This window comes from Mesorhizobium sp. B3-2-1, from assembly GCF_006439515.1.
GTDB lineage: Bacteria > Pseudomonadota > Alphaproteobacteria > Rhizobiales > Rhizobiaceae > Mesorhizobium.
This window is the reverse complement of record NZ_VFTI01000038.1, coordinates 16,451-40,931: the sequence shown is the minus strand read 5'-3', so window position 1 is coordinate 40,931 and position 24,481 is coordinate 16,451. Positions and strand designations below refer to the sequence as shown.

At 63.9% G+C, this 24,481-nt stretch carries 19 protein-coding genes; 11 read left to right on the top strand and 8 right to left on the bottom strand.

What is annotated here, in order from left to right; genetic code table 11:
* Positions 1 to 301 precede the first annotated feature (301 nt).
* Together secB and FJW08_RS28475 are read left to right on the top strand one after the other, a co-directional pair.
* A complete protein-coding gene (secB, locus tag FJW08_RS28485; RefSeq protein WP_140813221.1) occupies positions 302 to 805 on the top strand; it encodes a protein-export chaperone SecB in 504 nt (167 codons plus the stop codon).
* A gap of 497 nt (positions 806 to 1,302) precedes the next feature.
* Positions 1,303 to 2,943 carry an ABC transporter substrate-binding protein gene (locus FJW08_RS28475; RefSeq protein ID WP_140813220.1) on the top strand — a complete coding sequence of 547 codons (1,641 nt, stop codon included), beginning with the start codon at positions 1,303 to 1,305 and terminating at the stop codon, positions 2,941 to 2,943.
* Positions 2,944 to 4,012: 1,069 nt separating this feature from the next.
* Here the strand turns inward: FJW08_RS28475 and FJW08_RS32575 are convergent.
* Positions 4,013 to 4,525 carry a hypothetical protein gene (locus FJW08_RS32575; RefSeq protein WP_181183078.1) on the bottom strand — a complete coding sequence of 171 codons (513 nt, stop codon included), beginning with the start codon at positions 4,523 to 4,525 and terminating at the stop codon, positions 4,013 to 4,015.
* 1,134 nt (positions 4,526 to 5,659) lie between these two features.
* Positions 5,660 to 7,465, bottom strand: a complete 1,806-nt coding sequence (lepA, locus tag FJW08_RS28460; RefSeq protein ID WP_140813218.1) for a translation elongation factor 4 — start codon at positions 7,463 to 7,465, stop codon at positions 5,660 to 5,662.
* Between the two features lie 209 nt (positions 7,466 to 7,674).
* Between lepA and FJW08_RS28455 the strand changes: the two genes are divergently transcribed.
* From FJW08_RS28455 to msrA, 5 genes are all read left to right on the top strand, one after another.
* Positions 7,675 to 8,739 carry a TadE/TadG family type IV pilus assembly protein gene (locus tag FJW08_RS28455; protein ID WP_140813217.1) on the top strand — a complete coding sequence of 355 codons (1,065 nt, stop codon included), beginning with the start codon at positions 7,675 to 7,677 and terminating at the stop codon, positions 8,737 to 8,739.
* A gap of 258 nt (positions 8,740 to 8,997) precedes the next feature.
* On the top strand, positions 8,998 to 9,369 hold the full coding sequence (locus FJW08_RS28450; protein ID WP_140813216.1) for an endonuclease domain-containing protein: 372 nt from the start codon (positions 8,998 to 9,000) through the stop codon (positions 9,367 to 9,369).
* 273 nt (positions 9,370 to 9,642) lie between these two features.
* Positions 9,643 to 10,347 carry a DUF1223 domain-containing protein gene (locus FJW08_RS28445; protein ID WP_140813215.1) on the top strand — a complete coding sequence of 235 codons (705 nt, stop codon included), beginning with the start codon at positions 9,643 to 9,645 and terminating at the stop codon, positions 10,345 to 10,347.
* Between the two features lie 112 nt (positions 10,348 to 10,459).
* A complete protein-coding gene (locus FJW08_RS28440; RefSeq protein WP_140813214.1) occupies positions 10,460 to 10,753 on the top strand; it encodes a hypothetical protein in 294 nt (97 codons plus the stop codon).
* Positions 10,754 to 10,939: 186 nt separating this feature from the next.
* Positions 10,940 to 11,665 carry a peptide-methionine (S)-S-oxide reductase MsrA gene (gene msrA / locus FJW08_RS28435; protein ID WP_140765603.1) on the top strand — a complete coding sequence of 242 codons (726 nt, stop codon included), beginning with the start codon at positions 10,940 to 10,942 and terminating at the stop codon, positions 11,663 to 11,665.
* A gap of 188 nt (positions 11,666 to 11,853) precedes the next feature.
* Here msrA and FJW08_RS28430 read toward each other — a convergent pair whose 3' ends face one another.
* The gene (locus tag FJW08_RS28430; RefSeq protein ID WP_140813213.1) at positions 11,854 to 12,858 is read right to left on the bottom strand and encodes a cytochrome d ubiquinol oxidase subunit II; all 1,005 of its coding nucleotides are present in this window, start codon (positions 12,856 to 12,858) and stop codon (positions 11,854 to 11,856) included.
* Between the two features lie 274 nt (positions 12,859 to 13,132).
* Positions 13,133 to 14,494 carry a cytochrome ubiquinol oxidase subunit I gene (locus FJW08_RS28420; RefSeq protein WP_140813211.1) on the bottom strand — a complete coding sequence of 454 codons (1,362 nt, stop codon included), beginning with the start codon at positions 14,492 to 14,494 and terminating at the stop codon, positions 13,133 to 13,135.
* A 319-nt stretch (positions 14,495 to 14,813) separates the two neighbouring features.
* On the opposite strand from FJW08_RS28420, the gene FJW08_RS28415 reads away from it, so the two are divergent.
* Entirely contained in the window at positions 14,814 to 15,740 is a 927-nt protein-coding gene (locus FJW08_RS28415) for an ABC transporter ATP-binding protein (RefSeq protein ID WP_140813210.1), read from the top strand.
* Between the two features lie 14 nt (positions 15,741 to 15,754).
* Positions 15,755 to 16,516 (top strand): ABC transporter permease, encoded by a 762-nt coding sequence (locus tag FJW08_RS28410; protein WP_140813233.1) that lies wholly within the window; start codon positions 15,755 to 15,757, stop codon positions 16,514 to 16,516.
* Between the two features lie 80 nt (positions 16,517 to 16,596).
* Here the strand turns inward: FJW08_RS28410 and FJW08_RS28405 are convergent, their stop codons facing one another.
* A complete protein-coding gene (locus FJW08_RS28405; RefSeq protein ID WP_140765191.1) occupies positions 16,597 to 17,634 on the bottom strand; it encodes a phosphatidylglycerol lysyltransferase domain-containing protein in 1,038 nt (345 codons plus the stop codon).
* A gap of 434 nt (positions 17,635 to 18,068) precedes the next feature.
* Between FJW08_RS28405 and FJW08_RS28400 the strand changes: the two genes are divergently transcribed.
* Positions 18,069 to 19,253, top strand: coding sequence for an NAD(P)/FAD-dependent oxidoreductase (locus FJW08_RS28400; RefSeq protein ID WP_140813209.1), 1,185 nt, complete (start codon positions 18,069 to 18,071; stop codon positions 19,251 to 19,253).
* Positions 19,254 to 19,444: 191 nt separating this feature from the next.
* On the opposite strand, the gene FJW08_RS28395 is transcribed toward FJW08_RS28400, so the two are convergent.
* Positions 19,445 to 21,448, bottom strand: a complete 2,004-nt coding sequence (locus FJW08_RS28395) for a PhoX family phosphatase (RefSeq protein WP_140813208.1) — start codon at positions 21,446 to 21,448, stop codon at positions 19,445 to 19,447.
* Positions 21,449 to 21,723: 275 nt separating this feature from the next.
* Here FJW08_RS28395 and FJW08_RS28390 point away from each other — a divergent pair, with 275 nt between their 5' ends.
* Positions 21,724 to 22,209: a hypothetical protein gene (locus FJW08_RS28390; RefSeq protein ID WP_140813207.1), complete on the top strand. Its 486-nt coding sequence runs from the start codon at positions 21,724 to 21,726 to the stop codon at positions 22,207 to 22,209.
* A 179-nt stretch (positions 22,210 to 22,388) separates the two neighbouring features.
* On the opposite strand, the gene FJW08_RS28385 is transcribed toward FJW08_RS28390, so the two are convergent.
* Together FJW08_RS28385 and FJW08_RS28380 are read right to left on the bottom strand one after the other, a co-directional pair.
* The gene (locus tag FJW08_RS28385) at positions 22,389 to 23,051 is read right to left on the bottom strand and encodes a response regulator transcription factor (protein WP_140813206.1); all 663 of its coding nucleotides are present in this window, start codon (positions 23,049 to 23,051) and stop codon (positions 22,389 to 22,391) included.
* On the bottom strand, positions 23,048 to 24,439 hold the full coding sequence (locus tag FJW08_RS28380) for a sensor histidine kinase (RefSeq protein ID WP_140813205.1): 1,392 nt from the start codon (positions 24,437 to 24,439) through the stop codon (positions 23,048 to 23,050). Before FJW08_RS28380 ends, FJW08_RS28385 begins: the two co-directional genes overlap by 4 nt.
* Positions 24,440 to 24,481: the final 42 nt, after the last annotated feature.

Genomic DNA, 24,481 nt, shown 5'->3' with positions numbered 1-24,481 from the left:
GCATTTCTCCCCGTATAGTGACGGGGAGAAAGGGCTGATTGCGGCGCTGGCGCTCAATCCCGCAACGCCGACGATTGGCGAAATCGCCGATGACAGCACCCCTCTCCCCGTCACTATACGGGGAGAGGATGCCGGCAGGCAGGTGAGGGGCAGCGCTGACCTCGACAATTGACTTCTCCAACGCAAGCAAATGCCCCCGAGCCCGAAGGCGGCAAACCTTGTCTTGTCATGTCGGCCATGGTAGCGAACGCCCGATTTCAATTCGGTCAGCAACGCTGCCCAGGCAAAAGGATACAGGCTCATGGCCAGCAATGACGACGCGCCGGTCGGCGCCAACGGAAACGGCAACGGCGGCGCGACGCAGCCCTCGCTCAACGTGCTGGCCCAGTACGTCAAGGACCTGTCCTTCGAAAGCCCCGGCGCGCCGAACTCGCTGCGCGGCCGCGACAAGGCGCCCGGCATCGCCATCAACGTCAACGTCAATGCCAACCCGCTCTCCGAAAAGCAGTTCGACGTCAACCTGACGCTGAACGCCAAGGCCTCCTTCGACCAGGAAGTGCTGTTCAACGTCGAGCTGGTCTATGGCGGCGTCTTCGCCATTTCGGGCTTCCCGCAGGAGCACATGCTGCCGATCCTGTTCATCGAATGCCCGCGCCTTTTGTTCCCCTTCGCCCGCCAGATCATCGCCGAGGCGACCCGCAATGGCGGCTTCCCGCCGCTGATGCTCGACCCGATCGATTTCGCGCAGATGTTCCAGCAGAAGATCGCCGAAGACCAGGCCGCCTCGCAGACCAAGGTGAGCTGATCTCGGCTGACAGGGATCGCTTGAAGAACCCGGCCTCGTGCCGGGTTTTTTGTTGGCGTCATCCCCTTTGTCATCTCGGCAACGCTGGCGGGACAGCACCCCCCTCTGGCCTGCCGGCCATCTCCCCCGCAAGGGGGGAGATCGGATGTCGTGTTTTGCCTTCGCCAATCTCCAACGTCTCAAAGTCGGCGGAGCGCCGAAGCTGCCAATCTCCCCCCTTGCGGGGGAGATGTCCGGCAGGACAGAGGGGGGTGTGAAGGAACTCGGCGGTCGGCCAATTCTGAACCACACCGCTCATCCCCCCGTGCGGAGCAGCGCACAACTCCTGCGGATTCCAGAACACTTTCCCGCCTCCCCCCGCTTTATCATTCCCTCTCAGGGCGATGGCGCCCCGGCTGATGCAGCCGCCCCGCCTTGGCGCGCCTGTTTTCGTGCATGCCGTCCCGAAACCGCTGGGCACTTTTGGGCGGCATCTACCAACAAAAGAGGGAACGACGATGAAATTCATGCTGACCGACCGCAAGCTCCACCCGCGCGCCAAACCCGTCGCCGACGATTTCAGGACGGGCGGCATCAGCCGCCGCGAATATCTGGCGCTGATGGCCGGGCTCGGCGTCAGCGCCGCCGGCGCCTTTGCCCTGGGCGGCATCGCCGCGACCCCGGCCCGCGCCGCCGAGCCGAAGAAGGGCGGGACCTTGCGCGTCGCCATGAACGTCAAGGGTTTCAAGGACCCGCGCACCTTCGACGGCGTCGAGATGTCCAATGTCGCGCGCCACTGCAACGAATATCTGGTGCGCTGGAACACCGATTTCTCGTTCGAGCCCTGGCTGCTGGAAAAGTGGGAGATGAGCGACGACGCCAGGACCTTGACGCTGCATGTACGCAAGGGCATCACCTGGTCGAACGGCGACGCCTTCAACGCCGACGATGTCGTCCACAACCTCACCCGCTGGTGCGAGGCCGGCGTTGCCGGCAACTCGGTCGCCGCGCGCATGGGCGCGCTGGTTAATGCCGACACCAAGAAGGTGGTCGATGGCGGCATCGAGAAGGTCGACGACTTCACGATTAAACTCAATTTGCCGAAACCCGACATTTCGCTGATCGCCGGCATGGCCGACTATCCCGCGCTGATCATGCACCGCTCCTATGACGGCGACGGCGACCCGCTGAAGGCGCTGGCGATCACCACCGGCCCCTGCGAGCTGGTCAAATGGGACGCCGAGACCGGCGCCGAGGTCAAGCGCAAGGACAAGCCGTGGTGGAAGGGCGAGTTCTACCTCGATGGCATCCAGTGGATCGACTACGGCTCCGACCCCAATGCCATGCTGTCGGCGTTCGAATCCGGCGAGATCGACACCGACCACGAAACCGCTTCCGACGCCGTCTCGCAGACGGAGAAGATGGGGCTCGAAAATTCCGAGATCGCCACCGGCTCGACCATCGTCGCCCGCTTCAATGTCGGCAACGCGCCCTATGACGACGTCAAGGTGCGCCGCGCCGCCCAGCTCGCCGTCGACAATTCGGCCGTGCTGAAGCTCGGCCTCGACGGCCGCGGCAAGCCCGCCGACAACCACCATGTCGGCCCCATGCACCCCGAATACGCCGATATCGGCCCGGCCAAACGCGACGTGGATCAGGCGAAGAAGCTGCTCGCCGAATCCGGCAAGGCGGACCACGAATACGAGCTGATCTCCGTCGACGTCGAATGGCAGAAGAACACGGCCGACGCCATCGCCGCGCAGATCCGCGAGGCCGGCCTCAAGATCAAGCGCACCGTGCTGCCCGCCGCCACCTTCTGGAACGACTGGAGCAAGTTCCCCTATTCCTGCACCGAATGGCTCGGCCGCCCGCTCGGCGTCCAGGTGCTGGCGCTGGCGTACAAATCCGGCGCCGCCTGGAACGAAAGCGCCTACGCCAATAAGGAGTTCGACGAGCTGCTCGACAAGGCGCTGGCCATGCCCGACCCCAAGGCCCGCAAGGAGATCATGGCCAAGATCGAGCAGAATTTGCGCGACTCCGGCATCATCATCCAGCCCTACTGGCGCTCGGTCTACCGCACCTACCGCAAAGGGATCGAAGGCTGCGAACAGCACCAGGCGCTGGAGCAGCATTTCGAGAAGGTCTGGATCGAAAGCTGAGGCGGTCGCGGCGCCAACCTTAGACGTCGCGCCGCCCCTCACTGTCCTGCCGGCGTTCGTCGCTCGAAAAGCCAAGCAGTTGGCTTTTCGTCCGCTATGCGGACCGCTCCTCAACTCCCCGTAAACGGGGCGAGAGTAGCTGGCCGCAACGCCGCGTATTTTCCGCAAACGCTGGCGATTGATTGGCGAAAGCCGCCATGACAGCGTCCCTCGCCCTGTTTACGGGGAGAGGATGCCGGCAGGCAGGTGAGGGGCGGCGCCGACGCTGATTTTCCTGTCTCCGACGGGGATTGACCTCGACGTACCACCTACCGCCCGGCCCTCAGCCGCGTCTGGATCCAACCGGCGAAAGTCAGCACCGGGAGCCGCGGGCGATGCGGAGCGCCTTTGGCCCACACTCTTATCATTTGGGAAGATGGCCGGCGCGATGCCGGTGAGACAATTGCCTGAGCCCCGCGCCGGCCACTAGCGACCTTATAAAGGTCCGCCGCCCGATTTATGTACCGGCCCCGCGCCGCGCGATCAACCGAGCCGGGCGATTGGTACGAATTCGTACCGACCCTCGCGTGAGACTTCATCGCGGATCGACGACAGGTTGTAGAAGGCGCCGTTCAGCGCCAGCGCGGGAAGGTCCGCCCGGCTGGGCAGGCCTTGAAGGGAAGCTAATCGCAGGGGTGCGATATTGTACAGACTCCGGCCGTCACGGCCGAAAGCTTCTCGCGCTTGCTCAGCGTCGGCCTTGCATAGGTCTTTTTCATGGATAGTCCCCTTAGCCCCCAATGGCCGAGGTCCAAAGGCGCCGGTATTCGCGCGATGTCAATGCGCACGTGCAGACCGGACGGTGAAGAGCGCTCTTCCTTCTCCCCTTGTGGGAGAAGGTGGATTGCCGCAAAGCGGCAAGACGGATGAGGGGTGTTCCAGCTTGGCGGCACCATCAAAAGCCGCACCAAATCGGCGCGAAACACGTCACCCTCTCACTCTGTACGCACCCCTCATCCGTCTCGGCGCTACGCGCCGATCCACCTTCTCCCACAAGGGGAGAAGGAAGAAGCGCCGCGCCCGGTCCCGCTCACCGCGCCGGCCTCAGCAGCGTCCAGATCCAGCCGGCGAAGGTCGCCACCAGGAAGGGATAGCCTGCCGCCGGCAGCGGCGCCGAGGTCGGCAGCAAGGGCGCGCCCCACAGCACCATGCCAACCGACACCAGGAACAGCACGGCGGCCACGAGCGCGGTCAACCGCATCCACGGCGCGAACGTATTCGGTACGCTGACCATGATCAGCGCCGCCGCCCAGAGCGAGATGCCGCCGACATAGGAAGGCACGCTGGCCTGCAGGCCCGCCGCATTGCCGGCCAGAAGCAGGCTCTCGCCGGCAAGGAAGGTCAGGAACCCCGCGGCGACGCAATCATTGCCGAGGCGCTGATACTTCATCGTCAGCAGTGCCGTCGCCACGACCAGCGCCACGCCATCGATCGCCCACAGCGTTTCGCGCAGCGCATCGCTGGTCACGAAGGTGCCGGCAAGCCCGAAGATGCCGCCGATGGCGAGGCCGAGAGCGGCGACGGTGTCTAGAGTGGTGCGCATGTGATGTCTCCCCAAGCCGGAGAGAGGATACCCCGAGATTCGGGGATGGTGAAGACAGGTCGCGGAACACCGACTGTCGAGCGCGACCTTGAGCGACTTCCGCACAAAAGACGACGCCTTACCTCGCCGTAGATAGCCCAAGGCTCGGTAACTCGTTAGCCTAGGATGCTGCAATCCTCTAGGTGGATTTCGTGAGACAGAATTCTGTCTAATCGGCCTTCCACGGTTATTGAATTTCCCCTTTGCAACATATGAAGGCGATCAAGCCACGCTTCACCGAATTGCATGAAGATTTGCGTGTTAGTCTCTCTGTGCCGAGCGCCGTATTCGACTACGACCATCGATCTCCTCGTTGTTTTTTCGAGGAGCCTGAATTCGGTCGGCTCGTATACATTTCGCACCGACCCGGTGAACCTTATCCATTTTCCGATGTAGGGGAGGACCAGCGGTTCGCTTTGTATTGATGTCCTATCGTTGCGCAGAGCCGCTAAAAAGTCTGGGTCCACGCTGTCAGGGACGAAGAGCCGAGTTTCAGAAACGGTAGAGACAATAGGCTGCGGTGGGCTTGGCAGCATTGTGATGGCTGCTGCGTTAGGTAGTGCCGGGTTAGAAGATTTTATCCTACGGACTTCCAGGGCCAAGAAAAGAAAACCGATCACAAATGCCGGGAATATGGACCATGGGGGAGGGACCAGGAAGAAAGCGAATACACTGCCAACCCAGCCTAATTCGTGAATATGGGCAATGATAACGTCAAGCCTCGCGCCCCAATCGAATATAGAAACGACCCAGCGGAATACGCCGGGCGCAAAAGCAATGATGGCCAAAATGCTTGGCCAATGAGACTTGAACCCCTTCCCCATTCGCGATTCCATATATCAAACCGCTCCCGGTTCGTCACCGGGTTTTGCTAAACCGCGACGAGTGCAAGCGTTTGGTTAATAGAGCGTAGATCGCCCGAAGATCCGTCCAACGTGGAAGGGGGGGCGGACCCCGATGCAGCTAAGCTTCCACCGCGCAGCTTCAGCGCCGCGCTGGCGGGGGGCCCGCTGCCTCCGGCAACTCCCCCGCTTTCGAAGCCTGCCATCGATCCACCGGATCGATGACTTGGCGCGCTGCGCGCCAACCGTCCTCTCAATCGCCCATCTTCAGCGCCTGGATAAACGCCTCCTGCGGGATATCGACCTTCCCAAATTGCCGCATCCGCTTCTTGCCCTCTTTCTGCTTGTCCAAGAGCTTGCGTTTGCGGCTCACGTCGCCGCCGTAGCATTTCGCCGTCACGTCCTTGCGCAGCGCCGAGATGGTTTCGCGGGCGATGACCTTGCCGCCGATCGCGGCCTGGATCGGGATCTTGAAGAGGTGATGCGGGATCAGCTCCTTCAGCTTCTCGCACATCTGCCGCCCGCGCTTTTCGGCCGCCGTGCGGTGCACCAGCATCGACAGCGCGTCGACCGGCTCCTCATTGACCAGGATCGACATCTTCACCAGGTCGCCCTCGCGGTAGTCGGTCAGGTGATAGTCGAACGAGGCATAGCCTTTCGAGATCGACTTCAGCCGGTCGTAGAAATCGAAGACGACTTCGTTGAGCGGCAGATCGTAGGTCAGCATGGCGCGTTTGCCGACATAGGAGAGGTCGGCCTGGATGCCGCGCCGGTCCTGGCAGAGTTTCAATATGCCGCCGAGATAATCGTCGGGGGTCAGGATGGTGGCGCGGATCCAGGGCTCCTCGATCGCGGAGATTTTCACCACGTCGGGCATGTCGGCCGGGTTGTGCAGTTCCTTCACCGAGCCGTCATTGAGGAGCAGGCGGTAGACGACGCTCGGCGCGGTGGCGATCAGGTCGAGGTTGAACTCGCGCTCCAGCCGCTCCTGGATGATTTCGAGATGCAACAGCCCAAGGAACCCGCAGCGATAGCCGAAGCCGAGCGCCGCACTTGTTTCCATCTCATAAGAGAAGGAAGCATCGTTGAGGCGCAGTTTGCCGACGGCGGCGCGCAGATCCTCGAAATCGGCGGCGTCGACCGGGAACAGGCCGCAGAACACCACCGGCTGCGCCGGCTTGAAGCCGGGGAGCGCATGCGCCGTCTGGCGCTTGTCCTCGGTGATGGTGTCGCCGACGCGTGTGTCGGCCACTTCCTTGATCGAGCCGGTGAAGAAGCCGAACTCGCCGGGGCCGAGCTCCTCGACATTGATGCGGGCGGGCGTGAACACGCCGGTGCGCTCGACCAGGTATTTGGCGCCGGTACCCATCATGCGGATGGTCTGGCCCTTCTTGAGCACGCCATCGATGACGCGCACCAGCACGATGACGCCGAGATAGGCGTCGTACCAGCTGTCGACCAGCATCGCCTTCAGGGGTGCCGTCGCATCGCCCTCGCGCGGCGGCGGCAATTGGTGGACGATGGCTTCCAGCACGTCGGGAATGCCGAGGCCGGTCTTGGCCGAGATCAGCACGGCGCCCGAAGCGTCGATGCCGATCACCTCCTCGACCTGCTCGCGAATGCGCTCGGGCTCGGCGGCCGGCAGGTCGACCTTGTTCAGCACCACGACGATCTCGTGGTTGTTGTCGATCGCCTGGTAGACATTGGCCAGCGTCTGCGCTTCGACGCCTTGGGAGGCGTCGACGACCAGCAGCGAGCCCTCGCAGGCGGCGAGCGAGCGCGAGACTTCATAGGCGAAGTCGACATGGCCGGGCGTGTCGATGAGGTTGAGGATATAGTCCTCGCCATTGTTGGCGCGGTATTTCAGCCGCACCGTCTGCGCCTTGATGGTGATGCCGCGCTCGCGCTCGATGTCCATCGAGTCCAGCACCTGCTCCTTCATGTCGCGCAGTTCCAGCCCGCCGGTGGACTGGATCAGGCGGTCGGCAAGCGTGGATTTGCCATGGTCGATATGGGCGACGATGGAAAAATTTCTGATGTGGTCGAGGGGCGTGCTCATGCCGCGCGCTTTAGCAGGGGCGGCAACCGGCGGCAAGGCTTGCGGCGCAAGGGCTGCCTTGCCGCTCACAAAGCGGTGACATCAGCCAAAAAACCGAGAAAATCGGCCCGCCGGCCAAAAATGCATAAATTTTGATCGATCGCATTAGACCTTGGTTTGCCGCCTGTGTGGTAAATGCACGGTCGCTAATGTCTGTTGGGGGGTTCGAAATGTTCAGGGTTTTGCGCGGCTTTGCCCGTTCCCGCAGCGGGTCGATGATGCCGCTCTTCCTGGTGATGCTGATGCCGCTGATCGTGGCTGTCGGCATGTCAGTCGACTATACCAGCGCGGTCGAGACCAGGTCCAACCAGCAGCAGGCGCTGGATGCCGCCATCCTGGCGATCACCACCATGGATACCACGTCGACGCTGCCGCAGCGCCAGACGATGCTGCAGAATTCCTTCATCGCCAACGGTGGACAGGGCACCGCGACGCTGACCAACTTCGTGGCTGGCACCACCGCCACCGCCACCACCGCGCAGGCCACGGCAAGTTTCGCCATGCCGACCGTCTTCATGAGCATCGCCAGGATCAACACCGTGCCGATCGCCGTGGGTGCGGCGGTAACCAAGCCGCCGGCACTGGTTGCGGCGACGTTCAAGGTCACCGGCGTGTCGGGTTACTGGAACAAGACGATGACGCTCTACGGTACGCAATTCGGCGCGGCGGTGGCCAAACCGCTGATGACGATCGACTACACCTATGGCAACACCAGGGACCCGAAGGGCTATGGCACCACCAATGTCAACGTCCTCACCACCGATTCAGCCGGCAACACCGTCACCACGCTGGTCCAGAAGCAGGTCTGCACCGTCGGCAGCAATCCGCCAAGCGGCGTGACCCTCAAGACCGATGCGAGCGGCACGAAATATTACTGTGTCGACACGATGTACCCGGCCAACAGCGCCGGCGCGTCGATCGACGTCAGCGCGATGGGCGGCCTCTATTTGCAGATGGATGTGCCGTCGGGCAACCCGAAAAAGCTGATCTCGAACGACCCGGCCACGTCCAACCGGCTCTATAGCGGGTTGAGCGCGACCAACTTGACCGAGACCGCCACCGGCCAGCCCGTCGACATCTTCGGCGTCGTGCCTTGCGGCGCGACAGCCTATCAGGCCTGGGAAGACGGCGGCAACGCGGTCCCGGCGCCTGTCACCAACGCCGACTTCTTCTACAACGTCACCGGCAAATGCGACTTCAACAAGCGGCCCTCGGACACCGCGCTGACGCAGTGACGTAGACGCTTCTTCCTTCTCCCCTTGTGGGAGAAGGTGGCCTCGCGAAGCGAGGTCGGATGAGGGGTGTTCCAGGGAACACCAACGCCTCACTCCGCTGGAACACCCCTCAACCGTCTCCGCGCTATCGCGCCGATCCACCGCCCTGGGCGAGTCACGGGCCTCGCCCGCCCTTCGGGCCCCACAAGGGAAAAGGAAATGCGTGCCTTTTGCCACAGGGGCTGTAGACGGACCGCAGCGTTCGACTAACCTGACGTCATGCCGCATCAACCCGTCCTCCCCGCCAAACGCAATTTTGCCCGCTCGCTCCGGCAGAGAATGACAGAGGCTGAAGGCAGGCTTTGGCAGGAGTTGCGCGACCGCAGGCTCGACGGGATAAAATTCCGGCGCCAGATGCCGTTTGGAAAATACGTCGCGGATTTCGTCTGCATCGAAGCCAGCCTTATCATCGAGATAGATGGCAGCCAGCACGCGGATTCGGATTCGGACCGCAGCCGTGACGCCGACCTGAAGGCGAGAGGCTTTCGCATCCTGCGCTTCTGGAATGACGACGTCCTGAGAGACATGAACGCCGTCTGCGACACGATCATCGCCTATATCAGGGACACGAGTCTGCAGCCTTGGCGTTAGCGTCGATTTTTCCTTCTCCCCTTGTGGGAGAAGGTGGATCGGCGCGTAGCGCCGAGACGGTTGAGGGGTGCGCCACAGAGTGCCGTCCTTGCCAAGCTGGAACACCCCTCATCCGACCTCGCTTCGCGAGGCCACCTTCTCCCACAAGGGGAGAAGGGAAGAAAGCGCAGGCGCCCCGATCACAAACCGGTGAGCGTTGTAACGAAGCTCGTGGTGGCCGCGAAGTGGGGACATGACGGGCGCATCGCGGCGCCGTCCCCACGGAGCACGCCGATGTCGCCAGTCATATCAAGCAGGTTCCTCGCACTGTCCGGCCTCGCCGGGATGGCGCTCGCCGCCTCGCTCGGCAGCGCCGTCGCCCAGCCGCTCACCGTGGTCGAGCTGTTCACCAGCCAGGGCTGTTCGTCCTGCCCGCCGGCCAATGCCAACCTCATCAAGGTGAAGGACCGGCCCGGCGTGCTGGCGCTGTCGTTCAATGTCACCTACTGGGACTATCTCGGCTGGAAGGACACGTTCGGCAAGCAGGAATTCACCCAGCGCCAGGTTTCCTACGAGCCGCCGCTCGGCCATGACGGGCCGTTCACGCCGCAGGTGGTGGTCAACGGCCATGCCGATGTCGTCGGCGCCGCACCGGGCCAGATCGAACATCTGATCGCCGCCACGGGCAAGACCGGCGGCCCGTCGCTGTCGCTCGCGGGCGGCAAGGTCGCGATCGGCGCCGGCTCGGCGCCGGGCGGCAAGGCCGATGTCTGGCTGGTGCGCTACACCAAGGGTATCGTCGAGGTGCCGGTGGCGCGCGGCGAAAACACCGGCCGCACCTTGCCGCACGCCAATGTCGTGCACGCGCTGACAAAACTCGGCAGCTGGAGCGGCGAGGCCAAGACGCTCGATCTGCCGGCAGCCTCGGGCGGCCTCAGCACCGCCGTGCTGCTGCAGTCGCCCGGCGGCGGGCCGATCCTGGCCGCCGCCGCCAACTAGATCACGTTCAGGCAAAGACTTGCCGAGCAGAGATTTGCGCCGCCGCATGGGCGACGGCGCAAGAGCCCGGCCGCCCAAAGGGCGTGCCACCAACCCCACAAGGAAACCGACCATGACCAATTTCTCCCGCCTGACGCTGCCGGCGCTCGCGCTTGCTCTCTGCTCGACGGCGCTGTTTGCCGGCGGCATCGCGCGCGCCGACGACGCCACCAATGCGATGAAGCCCGCCGCCAACGCCATGGCGCCGGCCGCGGACGCCATGAAACCGGCAACCGATGCGATGAAGCCGGCCGATCCGATGGCCACCAATTCCATGAAGCCCGCCGCCGATGCCATGAAGCCGGCGGACGCGATGAAACCGGCGACCGACGCGATGAAGCCGGCAACGGATGCCACGGCCAATTGAGACTGGTCCGTGGCCTTCTGTCCCTGGCGGGCTCCGTGTCCAGCCGGGGACAGTTGCCGGAGCAATCCCGGGAAAGGCGTGAGGTCCCGGAGCACGCGAATGTGAGCCTCCGCCGCAACTCGCGCATCGCGCCACGGTAGCTGATCCAATAGACTGATCCCTGTGCAACCCATGAGGAGTGCAACCATGACCAATATCGACAATCGTCCGACGGGCTTTGTCCGGGGCGGGCTCGCCGCACTCGCCCTTGCCGTCGCGGGCGCCGCCTTCTGGCTCACGCCCGCCATCTCCGCCGAGGATGCCGTGAAGATCCCGCCGCCGGCGATCGACGAAAAGGCGGCCCCAGGCAGCGAAAAGGCGATCTTCGCCGGCGGCTGCTTCTGGGGCGTGCAGGGCGTGTTCCAGCACGTCAAGGGCGTCAGCAAGGCGGTGTCCGGCTATACCGGCGGGTCAAAGGAGAACGCCGTCTACGAGACGGTCGGCACCGGCCGCACCGGCCATGCCGAATCCGTCGAGATCACCTATGATCCGTCCAAGGTGACCTATGGCCAGCTGCTGCAGGTTTATTTCTCGGTCGCCCACAACCCGACCCAGCTCAACTACCAGGGCCCGGACTCGGGCACCCAGTATCGCTCGACGATCTTCGCCGAAAACGACGCACAGAAGAAGATCGCGCAGAGCTACATCGCCCAGCTCGACAAGGCCAAGGTGTTTTCCGAGCCCATCGTCACCACGCTGGAGACCGGCAAGACCTTCTACCCGGCCGAGAACTACCACCAGGATTTCCTGACGCTGAACCCGACCTACCCCTACATCGTCTACAACGACCTGCCCAAGGTGGCGAATTTGAAGGCGCTGTTCCCGTCGCTGTACAGCGAAAAGCCGGTGCTGGTGCTGTCGGCGAGCAATTGAGATGGCCCGCATTGAGCCTTCTCCCCGTTTACGGGGAGAAGGTGCCGGCAGGCGGATGAGGGGCGGCGCCGGCAGTTCGAAAGGTAGAGGCTACTCGCTTTGCTTGGCAAGTTCGTGCTGCCCCTCATTGTCCTGCCGGACATTTCTCCCCGTATAGTGACAGGGAGAAAGACGCTGTCATCCCACCCTCAGTCGTAAGTCAGATCCGTCGCCTTCCCCCCGAACACGCGGTAGGCATAGAACGAATAGAAGATGATGATCGGCAGCACCACCACGGTGCCGGCCAGGATGATGGCCAGGCTTTCGGTCGCCGACGCCGCCTGCCAGATGGTCAGTCGATCGGGCACCACAAAGGGATAGAACGACCAGGCAAGCCCCGCAAAGCCGAGCGCGAAGATGGCGGCCAGCGTCAGGAACGGCGTCAGCGCATGGCGGTCGTCGGGCCGCGGCAGATGGAAGGTCTGCCGCCACAGCCAGAGAAACAGCAGCGCCGACAGGATCGGCAGCGGCGAAAGATAGAGCATCTGCGGCCAGCCGAACCATTTGGCGAAGATGCGCGGGCTGGCGAAGGGCGTCGCCAGCGACACCGCGGCCATGCCGAGCGCGGTCAGCACCAGCGCCGTGCGCAGCCAGAGCACCGCCTTCTTCTGCAACTCGCCCTCGGTCTTGTAGATCACCCAGGCCGCGCCCATCGCGGCGTAGGCCGCCGCCAGGCAGAACGCCACCAGCACGCCGAACGCCATGCCGCCCGGCCCGATATCGAGGCCGAGCACATAGACGCCCAGCATGTAACCCTGCGCCAGCGAGGCGATGACCGAGCCGAGGAAGAAGATGCGGTTCCAGCGGTGCTTGCGGCCGGCCGGCACCTTGGCGCGGAAATCGAAGGCGACGCCGCGCAGGATCAGCCCGACCAGCAGCACGAACACCGGAATGTAGAGCGCGGTCAGGATGACGCCATGCGCCAGCGGAAAGGCGACCAGGAGCAGGCCGACGGCCAGCACCAGCCAGGTCTCGTTGGCGTCCCAGAATGGGCCGATCGCCGCGATCATCGTGTCCTGCTCGGTGTCCTCGGCGGCGGCGAACAGGATGCCGATGCCGAGGTCGAACCCGTCGAGAATGACATAGATCAGGATGGCGAGGCCCATCAGGCCGGCGAAGATGAGCGGGAGCAGGGTCGGCCAGTCGTAGGTCATGGATCTCTCCGCACTCGCCGCCCGATCGCGATGTGATCGCGTGGGGTTTCTATCACCAAATTGTCGAGGTCTGCGCCGCCCCTCATCGCCCTGCCGGGCACTTCTCCCCGTATAGAGACGGGGAGAAGCGGGCTGGCCGCAACGCCGGCGCCCTTTTTGCAACTCCGATCATTGGCGAACCCATCGATGACAGCGCCCCTCTCCCCGTCCCTATACGGGGAGAGGATGCCGGCAAGCAGGTGAGGGGCAGCGCAAACCTGCGATGAAAACATGCTCACTCCCCCGCGGCCGGCTGCGACAGCGCTGCGTTGAGAACACCCGGCAGCGGCGAGGTGTCGCCATCCTTGGCCGCCTTCAGCGCCAGGTGCACCAGCACGCCGAGATAGGCGATCAGCAAAAGCACGTAGAGGAGGAGATAGATGACGAGCGTCAGCGCGACATGGCTGCCGGCCACCGGCCCGACGGCGTCGGCGGTCTTCAACACGCCGGTCACCAGCCAGGGCTGGCGGCCGATCTCGGTCGTGTACCAGCCGGCCAGCGTCGCCAGCCAGCCCGACAGTGCCATCGGCACCATCAGCAGCGCGAGCGGCCTGGGCAGCGAATGCCGGCGCTTGAGGAAGAAGGCGGCCGACCACGAGACGGCGAGCATCAAAAGCCCGGTGCCGACCATGATGCGGAAGCTCCAGAAGAGTGGAAAGACCGGCGGATGGTTGCCCGGGAAATCGTTCAGCCCCGGCACCACGCCGTCGGCGCTGTGCCGCAGGATAACGCTGGCGCCGTCCGGAATCGTGACCTCGAATCTGTTTTCCTTGGCCGCCTCGTCGGGCAGCGCGAACAGCACCAGCGGCACGTTGGGGCCGGTGTTCCAGTTGGCCTCCATGGCGGCGATCTTCTGCGGCTGGTGTTCCAGCGTGTTCAGCCCATGCTGGTCGCCGGCCAGGATCTGGATCAGGATCAGGATGGCGGCCGTGAAGACGCCGGTGCGCAGCGCCTTCCACATCGATTCCGAACGGTCGCCCTTGAGGTAGCGCAGCGCCGACAGGCCGGCGATCAGGAACGACACGGTGAGCCCCGAGGCGAGCAGCATGTGCACCAGCCGGTAGGGCATGGAGGGGTTGAAGACGATGGCCCACCAGTCGACGGCGTGTGCCACGCCGTCGCGCATCTCGAAGCCGGCCGGCGTCTGCATCCAGGAATTGAGCGCGATGATCCAGAACGCCGACAGCGTGGTGCCGCCGGCGACCAGCACCGTCGCCAGCGTGTGGACGCGGTTGGAGACGCGGCGGAAGCCGAACAGCATGATGCCGAGGAACGCCGCCTCAAGGAAGAAGGCGGTGAGGATCTCGTAGGCGAGCAGCGGCCCCGCGATGTTGCCGACATGCTGCATGTAGCCCGGCCAGTTGGTGCCGAACTGGAAGCTCATGGTGACGCCCGACACGACGCCCATGGCGAAGGACAGCGCGAACACCTTCACCCAGGTGAAATAGGCGCGCATCCAGGCGGAATCATTGGTCGCATTGTAGCGCAGCTTGAAGAACAGCAGCACCCAGCCAAGGGCAATGGTGATCGTCGGAAACAGGATATGAAACGAGATATTCGCGCCGAACTGCATGCGCGAGAGAATAAGCGGGTCCATGGCGGGCTCCGGCTGCTTATTATTTCGACGCAATTCCCTAGGGAAAGCGTTATGCGCTTTTCCCGGGAAAACCGCTTCACACTTTTCCTGGAATTGCTCCAATATTGGCGAAGGATAGGCCCGAAGCGAGATCAGGTCAAAGCGGCGTCCCGCCGCGAGGCTGAACGCCACAGGACAATTTTGCCGGTTGCAAGCGACGCATTTCCGGCCAGCCCCGGGCTTCGATGTCCAGAACTGGCAGCAGGGCATTGACTTGCGGTTGCACTGGGCGACAACAGGCCTATATCAAGTCACCTCTTTCAGGCAGCCGTTTTCAACCATGCCGTCCATTCTGTCCATTTCCGGGGTCTCCAAGACCTACGCCACCGGCTTCACCGCGCTCAAGGAAGTCAGTCTCGACATAGAGCGCGGCGAGATCTTCGCCCTGCTCGGTCCCAACGGCGCTGGCAAGACGACGCTGATCTCGATCGTCTGCGGCATCGTCAACCGCTCGTCGGGCACCGTCACCGTCGACGGCCACGACATCAACAAGGACTATCGTGCCGCGCGCAGCCTGATCGGGCTGGTGCCGCAGGAACTCACCATCGATGCCTTCGAGAGCGTGTGGGCAACCGTCAACTACAGCCGCGGCCTGTTCGGCAGGCCGGCCAATCCGGCCTTTGTCGAGAAGGTGCTGCGCGATCTGTCGCTGTGGGACAAGAAGGACTCCAAGGCGATCACGCTGTCGGGCGGCATGAAGCGGCGGCTGATGATCGCCAAGGCGCTGTCGCATGAGCCGCGCGTCCTGTTCCTCGACGAGCCGACCGCCGGCGTCGATGTCGAACTGCGTCAGGATATGTGGGCGATGGTGCGCCGGCTGCGCGAGGATGGCGTCACCATCATCCTCACCACGCACTACATCGAGGAGGCCGAGGCCATGGCCGACCGCGTCGGCGTCATCAATCGCGGCGAGATCATCCTGGTCGAAGGCAAGGCCGAACTGATGCGCAAGCTCGGCCGCAAGCAGATGTCGCTGGAGCTGCGCGCCCCGCTCGGCGGCGTGCCCGACGGGCTCTCGAACTACGCGCTCGAACTGTCGCCGGACGGCAACCAGCTCACCTACACCTATGACAACCAGAGCGACCGGCCGGGCGTCGCCTCGCTGATCCGCGATCTCGAGGCGGCCGGCATCCAGTTCCGCGATCTCGACACCAAGAACAGCTCGCTCGAAGAGATCTTCGTCAATCTTCTGAGGCAAGAGCCATGAATCCGCGCGCAGCCATGAATCTACGTGCAGTGTGGGCGATCTATCGGGTCGAGATGGCGCGTGCGTTCCGCACCGTGCTGCAGAGCATCATCTCGCCGGTCATCTCGACATCGCTCTATTTCGTCGTCTTCGGGTCGGCCATCGGCTCGCGCATCGCCGAGATCGACGGCATCAGCTACGGCGCCTTCATCGTGCCGGGACTGATCATGCTGTCGCTGTTGACGCAGTCGATCTCCAACGCCTCCTTCGCCATCTACTTCCCGAAATTCGTCGGCTCGATCTACGAGCTCCTGTCGGCGCCGGTCTCCTATCTGGAGATCGTCATCGCCTATGTCGGGGGTGCGGCCACCAAGTCGATCATCCTCGGCCTGATCATCCTGGCGACCGCCTCGCTGTTCGTGCCGCTGCACATCGAGCATCCGTTCTGGATGCTCGCCTTCCTGATCCTGACGGCGGTGACCTTCAGCCTGTTCGGCTTCATCATCGGCATCTGGGCGAAAAGCTTCGAGCAGCTGCAGCTGGTGCCGCTGCTGATCGTCACCCCGCTGACCTTCCTCGGCGGCAGCTTCTATTCGATCCATATGCTGCCCGGCATCTGGAAGACGATCACGCTGTTCAACCCGGTGGTCTACCTGATCAGCGGATTCCGCTGGAGTTTCTACGGCAAGGCCGACGTCTCGGTCGGCATCAGCCTAGGCATGACGCTGGTATTTCTGGCGGTCTGCATCGCGATCGTCGCCTGGATCTTCCGGACCGGCTACCGGCTGCGCAACTGATCGGGTGAAGGCGATCTGAGCCGCAGCCGACATTTGCTGAAATTCAGGTCAGGCCGGCCTCACCCGAATATCGCCGGATCTCAAATCGCCTTGACCAGCCGCAGCAATCCCAGCATCTCGATGTAGGTCCCCTCGCGAAAGGCGATGTAGACCGGCTCCTCGACGCCGTGGAAGCGGCGCTTGAACGCCGCCTGGCCCTGCAGGTTGAACCTGCGGCGGTTGACCCAGGGCGAGTCGTAGGCGCGCTGGAAGGTGTTGCGCCAGAAGTCGCTTTCGGCAAATCCGCTCGGGCCGACATCGACGAGCGGCGACAGGCCGAGCGTCACCACCGAAGCGCCTTCCTCGCGAAAGCGGTCGACGGCGAATTTGGTCAGGCCGATCTCGGCATGCGGCGAGGCATCGATATGCTTGCGCTTGAAGGCGGTGGTGTAGCCGATCACCTTGCCGTCGGCGAACATCGGATCGAAATCGAGCAGCGCGACCAGGCCGCCATCGGGACCGTGCAGTACGAAACGGCGCATGTCCGTGCCGAGCTGATCGTAAAACGGACGGTTGAGGAAACCCATCTCCCATCGCTTGACGATGCGGTCGCCGCGCCAGTTTTGGGAGAGCCGGGAGATCTCGTCGAGGTGGATCGTGCGCTTGTCCTCCTCGAACGAAAAGCCTTTCTTCAGCAGCCAGCGCTCGGAATAACGCACCGTCTCGTTGCGCTTGCCGGAAAAATCATGCTCGGGCAGCGGCAGGCAGGTATCGATGCCCAGCCGGTTGACCTTGTAGCCGAGGCCGGCAAGGACCTGGGCGGTCTGTTCGCCGATCTGCACGAACCATGGGCCGCCGGCACTCTCGACGAAGCGTCTGATATAATCGGGCCGCTGCGCCGGCGCCGCCACCGGATCGCCGAGCGCGAAATGATGCTTCATCTTGGTGCCGAAGGCGATGTAGCCGTCGGCGTCGCCAAAATAGGAAAGCTTGGGCTGCACGGCGGTGGAATAGGCGAGCGAGAAGTCGCCATGGCGGCGCACCAGCGCCAGCCGTTCGACATGCGTCAGCGCCCGGCGCTCGACCTTGGGCGAGGCACCCTCGAGGATGTTGTCGAAATAGATCCGCAAGGAGGGCATGGTCGAGATTCCGCGTGCCGTTTGTGGCGCGACGTGTCCGCCGACACGCAAGACGCGCCACGGCGCCTTGATTTTTCGCGGGCAGCCGAAATCGGCTGTCGGTTTCGAATGCCCGCGTCCGTGACGAGATCCCCCAGCCCCCGGGACCTCGAATCAATCACTTTGCCGCGACCTGATTATCGCCGATGCCGCCGATATGCCATATAGGGTGGATGTATTCGGACAGAAGCGGGTAATCCGCTCAATGTCGTTGTTTTGGCCGCGATGCCGCGCCCTGTTTCCACCCGGGCGGCGGAATGCTCCGGAAGCGAGACCGCGCCTCGGCGCGGGGTCATCGAAGATCGGCATCGATTTGCCGTTCGGCGCGATCAAACGGTTACAGCGACCTGCGAGCCTTCGGGGTTGCCGCAAGGGCGAATGGGATTCGAGAGTGAATGGCTGAAACGACACCCCAGACGATGATGGAGCAGGTGGTGGCGGTCGAGCCGGCGATCGTCATTGGCGCCGGCGCCGCCGGGCTGGTTGTCGCGCACGCCTTGATGAAGGCGGGCGTGGCGACGGCGATCCTGGAGAAGGAAAGCCGGCTGGCCGAGCCCTGGCGCCGGCGCCACGAACAGCTGCACCTCAACACCCACCGCGATCTCTCGGCGCTGCCCGGCCTTGCCTATCCCAAGGGTACCCCCGCCTTTCCGCACCGGGATGTCGTCATCCGCCATATGAGCGATTTCCATGAGGCGAACCGTTTGCCGGTGGAGTTTGGCGTCTCCGTCGAGGCCATCACGTCCGGGGGCGACCATTGGATCGTGCGCACCAGCGCCGGCTTGCGCCTGGCGCGTCATGTCGTTGTCGCCACCGGCCGCGACAGGGAACCCTTCACGCCGCAATGGAAGGGCATGCAGGCGTTCGCGGGCCGGATCATCCATTCGGCGGATTTCGGCGACGCCCAGGCCTATGCGGGCAAGAAGGTGCTGGTTGTCGGCGCCGGCAATTCGGGCTTCGACGCCCTCAATCATCTGGCGGGCATCGATACCGCCGCTGTCTGGCTGTCGGCCCGCAACGGCCCCGCTCTTTTGCCCAAGCGCGTCGGCAAGATCGCCGTGCACCGCCTCTCGCCGCTCATGGCGCGCCTGCCGCTGCGCGTCGCCGATGCGGTCATGGCGGTGACGCAGCGCCTGGTTTTCGGCGATCTCACCAAATTCGGCTTGCCGCCCGCGCCCGCCGGCGGCGCCAGCCGCCTGACCTCGGACTATACCGCGATCGCCGCCGCCGATGGCGCCGTCGATGCCATCAAATCGGGCAGGATCGTGGTGGTGCCGGGGATACGGGAGTTCACCCGCGATGGCGTCATCCTGGCCAATGGCAGCCTGATCGCTCCCGACATCGTCATTGCCGCGACGGGCTACCGCACCGGGCTGGAGCGCATGGTCGGCGATCTCGGCGTCCTCGACGAGAAGGGCGTTCCGCTCTTCAACGGCGGCCAGGCCGATCCGAAACTGCCCGGCCTGTGGTTCACCGGCATGCGGCCGAGCATCCGCGGCTGCTTCGCCAATGCCGCCATTTTGGCCAGGGCGATAGCTGGGCGGATCGCCGGTCCCGGCCATCCGGGCACCTCACGCTGATTTCGGCTCCAGTAGTCGGAACCGACAGCCTCGGTCGGCATCTCCTCGTCGGCCTTGCCGGCATTGTTGAGGGCAAGCGAGGGTGAGAGCCAATTCACGCGCCAATCTTTCCCGAGGCTTGAATACAATACCGCACATAAAAAGAGGGGCCTCGGATCCCCGAAGCCCCTCCCGCTTTGTCTCGCCCGACGTCAGACGGCGATCTTGCCGCCGCCCTGTTTGGTGATCGCCACGACCGCCGGCCGCACCGGCATGTCGGGCTTGAAGTCGGGCCAGCGGGTCGACGGGTCCTCGTAATAGGAGGGCCGGCCAAACGCTTCCCAGTCCTCGCCACCGTCGCCCGGATGCTGGACGGCGACGAAGGCGGTCCGATCGTCCGGCGCGAACAGCGGGCCGCACATCTCGGCGCCGATCGGCACCCGGAAGAACAGTTTCGAGGTCGCCCGCGCCGGTCCTTCCGTGTCCACCGCCCACAGGCCGTCGGTGCGGCCGGTGGCCTTGGGGCCTTGGCCGTCGGTGGCGACCCACAGGCGCCCGGCCGAATCGACCGCGCAATTGTCGGGCATGCCGAACCAGCCATTGGCCGTCGTCGCGGTGGAGAAGGTGGCGCCGACATCGGCCACGGACGGGTCGCCGCATTTCAGCAGCACTTCCCACTTGCCCTTGGTGGCGGCGAAATCGCCGCCGTCCTCGACGATCTCGATGATATGGCCGAAGGCATTCCCGGCGCGCGGGTTGGCGGCGTCGACCTGATCGGCCTTGCGCTTGGAATTGTTGGTCAGCATGACATAGACCTTGCCGTTGCCGGCATTGGGCTGGATGTCCTCGGGCCGGTCCATCTTGGTGGCGCCAAGCAGGTCGGCGGCGCGGCGCGTCTCGATCAGCACGTCGGCCTGGCCGGCAAAACCGTTTTCCGCCGTCAGCGGACCCTGGCCGAACACGATCGGCATCCATTCGACCGAGCCGTCCTCGGCGAATTTGGCGACATGCAGCGTGCCGTCGTCGAGCAGGTCCTTGTTGGCCGCGCGGTCGCCGGCGTTGAACATGCCCTTGGTGACGAATTTGTAGACATAGTCGAAGCGCTCGTCGTCACCGAGATAGAAGACGACGCGGCCGTCCTTGGCGACGATCGATTCGGCGCCCTCATGCTTGAAGCGACCCATGGCGGTGCGCTTGCGCGGCACCGAATTAGGGTCGTTGACGTCGACCTCGACGATCCAGCCGAAGCGGTTGGGCTCGTTCGGTTCCTTGGCGAGATTGAAGCGGTCGTAATGCGCGCCCCATTCATAGGCGCCTTCCGGGATGCCGAGGCGCTTGTAGTTGGCGGCTTCCTTGTGGCCTTCCGGCAGCTCGCCGGAAAAATAGCCATGAATGTTCTCCTCGGCCATCACATAGGTGCCCCAGGGCGTGACGCCGCCGGCGCAGTTGTTGATCGTGCCGAAGACCTTCGTTCCCGACGGATCGGCATTGGTCTTGACGCGGTCATGGCCGGCGACCGGGCCGGACAGCGCCATCTCGGTGCTGGAGGTGATGCGGCGGTTGAGCTTGCCGTCGCGCACCACCTGCCACTTGCCGCCGTCCTTGCGGATCTCGACGATGGTGCCGCCATGGGCGGCCATCTCGACATCGACCTGCTCCTTCGAGAGCGGCGCCACCTCGGCCGACTTCTTGCCGTCCTTCTCGACGATCTTGACGAGGCCCGGGAACATCAGATGCGGGTTGGTGTATTCGTGGTTGACGACCAGCAGGCCGTGTTCGGCCGAACCGTCGATCGGGATATAGCCGACATAGTCGTTGTTGTAGCCGAACTGCCTTGCCTGGGCTTGCGCCGACTGCCTGGTCGGGTCGAATTCCGGCGAATCGGCAAACAGCGGATCGCCCCAGCGCAACAACACGTCGGCGTCGTAGCCCGGCGCGACATGATGCTTGCCGTCGATGCCGGCCTCCAGCTCGTCGAATTTGAAGGCGGAGCCGTCCGCGGCGCGGGCATCGTCGGCGGCGATCATGGCCAGCGGGCTGACAGTGGCGGCGATCGCCGAGACGGCAAGCGAACCTTTGAGGAAGCCACGGCGCGAAAAACGTGCGGCGATGATCTCGCCCATCGTGCGGTTTTCGCTGGGATTGTTGGCCGGGCCTTCGTTTTCCTCGAGCAGGCTGGTGCGGAATCGGGCGTCGGGGGTGCGATGTTCGGTCATGGGAGCCTCTGGCTTGGATTGGCTGGAGCTTGTTGCCTGTTCGACGCCTTACAGTCGGCTGATCACATTTTCGTGACAGGATATCGGCACTGCCGCTCCCTCACGATACCGTTTTTCATGCCGGGTCTGGGACTTTGGTCCAACCTTGCGCCTGCAAAGGTCCTGGGAGAGAAACGCAACGGTCGGAGGTCGCTTCCGGTCACCACGTCTTTCGGCGATGTTGGTTGCACTGCAACGTTGGGGTGGGCGCGCCGGCTCAATCGACGGAGATCAGTATGCACGGATCGATCACGGCCCGTTGTTGCCGTCTGGTTCTCGGATCGGCGGCCCTTCTGGCCCTGACCGTCGCCCCCTATGGAGTTGCCTTCCATGGCTTCGTGCCTGGAATCGATGCCGCGACCGCACATGCCGGCAGCGGCGGCAACGGCGGTAATGGCGGCAACGGCAACGGCAACGGCGGTGGTAACGGCGGCAGCGGCGGCAACAGTGGCGGCAGTGGGAATAGTGGGAACAGTAACGGGAATAGCGGCGGCGGCAACAACGGAAAAGGCAAGGGGCAGGGCGACAACAACTCCAGCCATGTCAACGCCACGACCGGCGACAAGGTCGACGTGGACGGCAGCAAGATTTCAGTTCAGCACCCCGACGGCATGACGGAAACCATCGAGAACGGCCGTTTCAGGATGAAGGATGCGCTCGGCCGCACGATCATCGACCGTCGGGCCACACCGGCCGATGTCAGCCGTCTCGAGGGCCTGTGAATTTCGGGCCTGTGAATTTCGCCCTTGTGAAGCTGGTCAACAGGCAACGACCGGTTTCACACGTCACCTCCGCCGCCCCCCGGCGGAGGTGACCTCCTTTTGCGTGGCGTAGCGCTTTTCCTGGCGGAATGCGTAAAAACAAGAGCTGGAGCGACTCGGCGATCAAACTCTGAACCGCCCTATGAGAAGTCCCGCTCGCGGTCGCGAAACTCGCGCATCATGAGGGCTGCTTCAGTGCGGTTTCGCACGTTGAGTTTCGACAGCACCCCCGTCATGTGGTGCTTGACGGTCTTCTCCTGCAGCTCCAGGCGCAAGGCGACTTCCTTGTTGCTCAGCCCCTCCGCCACCAGCCGCAGGATTTCGGTCTGCCGGCCGGTGAGTTGCCGCAGCCGGTCCGCCACGCCGTTGGCAGGCTGCAGGGACTGCACATCGGAAAGCAGCCGGGCCGACAGCATCGGCGAAAGATAGCTTTCGCCAGCCGCCACGTTGCGCAGGATATCGGCGAGCGAGCGCGACCCGACGCCTTTGAGGACATAGCCGCGCACCCCTGCGTTCAGGGCCTTGGTCACATCGGCATTGGCCTCTGAAACAGTCAACAGGACGATCTTCTGAGCGGGATGGTCGGCAAGGATGCTTACAACCGCGGCCAGGCCGCCGCCTGGCATCGAAATGTCGAGCAGCAATATATCGGGCTGCACGGTCGAGGCGATGCGTTCCGCGTCCTGCGCGGTCGCACCTTCCCCGGCCATCTCGAAGCCTCCGATCTCCGACAGGCTGCGCGTCACGCCTTCGCGGAACAGCGGATGGTCGTCGACAATGGCGATGCGGATTGCGCCCATCATGCTTGCTCCTCAACCGAAAGACGGATCACCAGCTTCGTGCCTTTCGGCCCGCTCAGGGTTTCGAACCGTCCGCCAATGCTTTCGACCCGCTCCCTGAGGCCGGCCAACCCCAACCCCTCGGCCCGCGCCGGATCGAAGCCCGGCCCGCCATCCGACACTTCAACGAAAAGCCTGCCATCTTTCATTCCTGCACGCACCGCCTGATCCTTGCCCCGCCCGTGGCGGTAGGCATTGTTCAGCCCCTCCTGCACGAAGCGATAGATGCTGATCTTCTCAGAAGCGCCGGGCTCGGGCAAATGTCCGGGCAGCGTCAGCTTCACCGACGTGCCGGTACGGTGCTCATGTTCCTCGATGGCCAGCCGCAACACATCCGCCGCCGCCGCCGTTTCTATCTGCGGCAGCACCAGGCCGTTGCAGATGCCGCGTATCTCGCGCATCGCGTCCTCCAGCGTCTTGCGGATCATGGCGACCTCGGTCGAGCGACCTTCGCTGCCATGGCCGTCGCCGGTAAACACAGGACTGTCCATGCGCAGCGCCGCCAGGGCCACGAGCTGGGCAGGGCCGTCATGCAGGTCGGCGCCGATCCGCCGCAGGTATCTTTCGTTGAGTGCGGTGGCGCGCCGCGACGCCCGCTGCACGCGTTGCCGCAAGGCGCTGTTCTGCGTCACCAGGCCTTGCAGCTCCGACACCTGCCGGCGCAGCGCCCCGCGCTGGTCATCGATGGTGCGGCTGGCGCGCAGGACGATGCCCGACAGAAGCAGGAATGCGGTCAAGGTGGCGCCGGCCACGACCAGCCAGCTCGACCGCAGGGCGGAAGCCAGCGTGGCTTTGAAATCGGTCGCGACCTCATAGAATTCGGTGACGGCGACCACGTCGCCGGACCAGGGTTCGCGCACCGGATTGTAAATCTCGAGCAACGGCACGCCCGAGCCCCGCACCTTGTCTTCGTTTTCGTCGAACGTATCGAATTGGGCAACGACACTGCCCTGGAAGGCGGAACGCAGATTTTTGTTCAGGTCGAAGCGGCGGCCGATCAATTCCGTGTCCTTCGCGTAGAGCACCGTGCCGTCGCGGCGCCAGAGCCTGAACGATGCCAGGCGTTTGCCGAGCGCGCCCTGGCCGAGCGTCTCGTCGAGCGCCTGTTTGACGGATTCGCTGAGCTCCTCGTTCTTGCGCAGGTCGGGCAGCAGCGGCGCAATCACGCTGTCGACATAAAGCGCCGTCGTGGCGGCCGAATTGCGGGTGACGCCGTCCCGGATCTGCGTCGTCACCCAAGTCCCTACGACCAACATGACGACAAGGAGCCCAAAGCCGCCGGCAACGACGAATTGCAGGGCAAGGGAAAGCTCGCTCCAGCGCCGCGTCAAGTTCTGAAGAATACGAATCATGGACCCCTGACCGCCCTTCTATCGACATGCCGGGCGATTCCA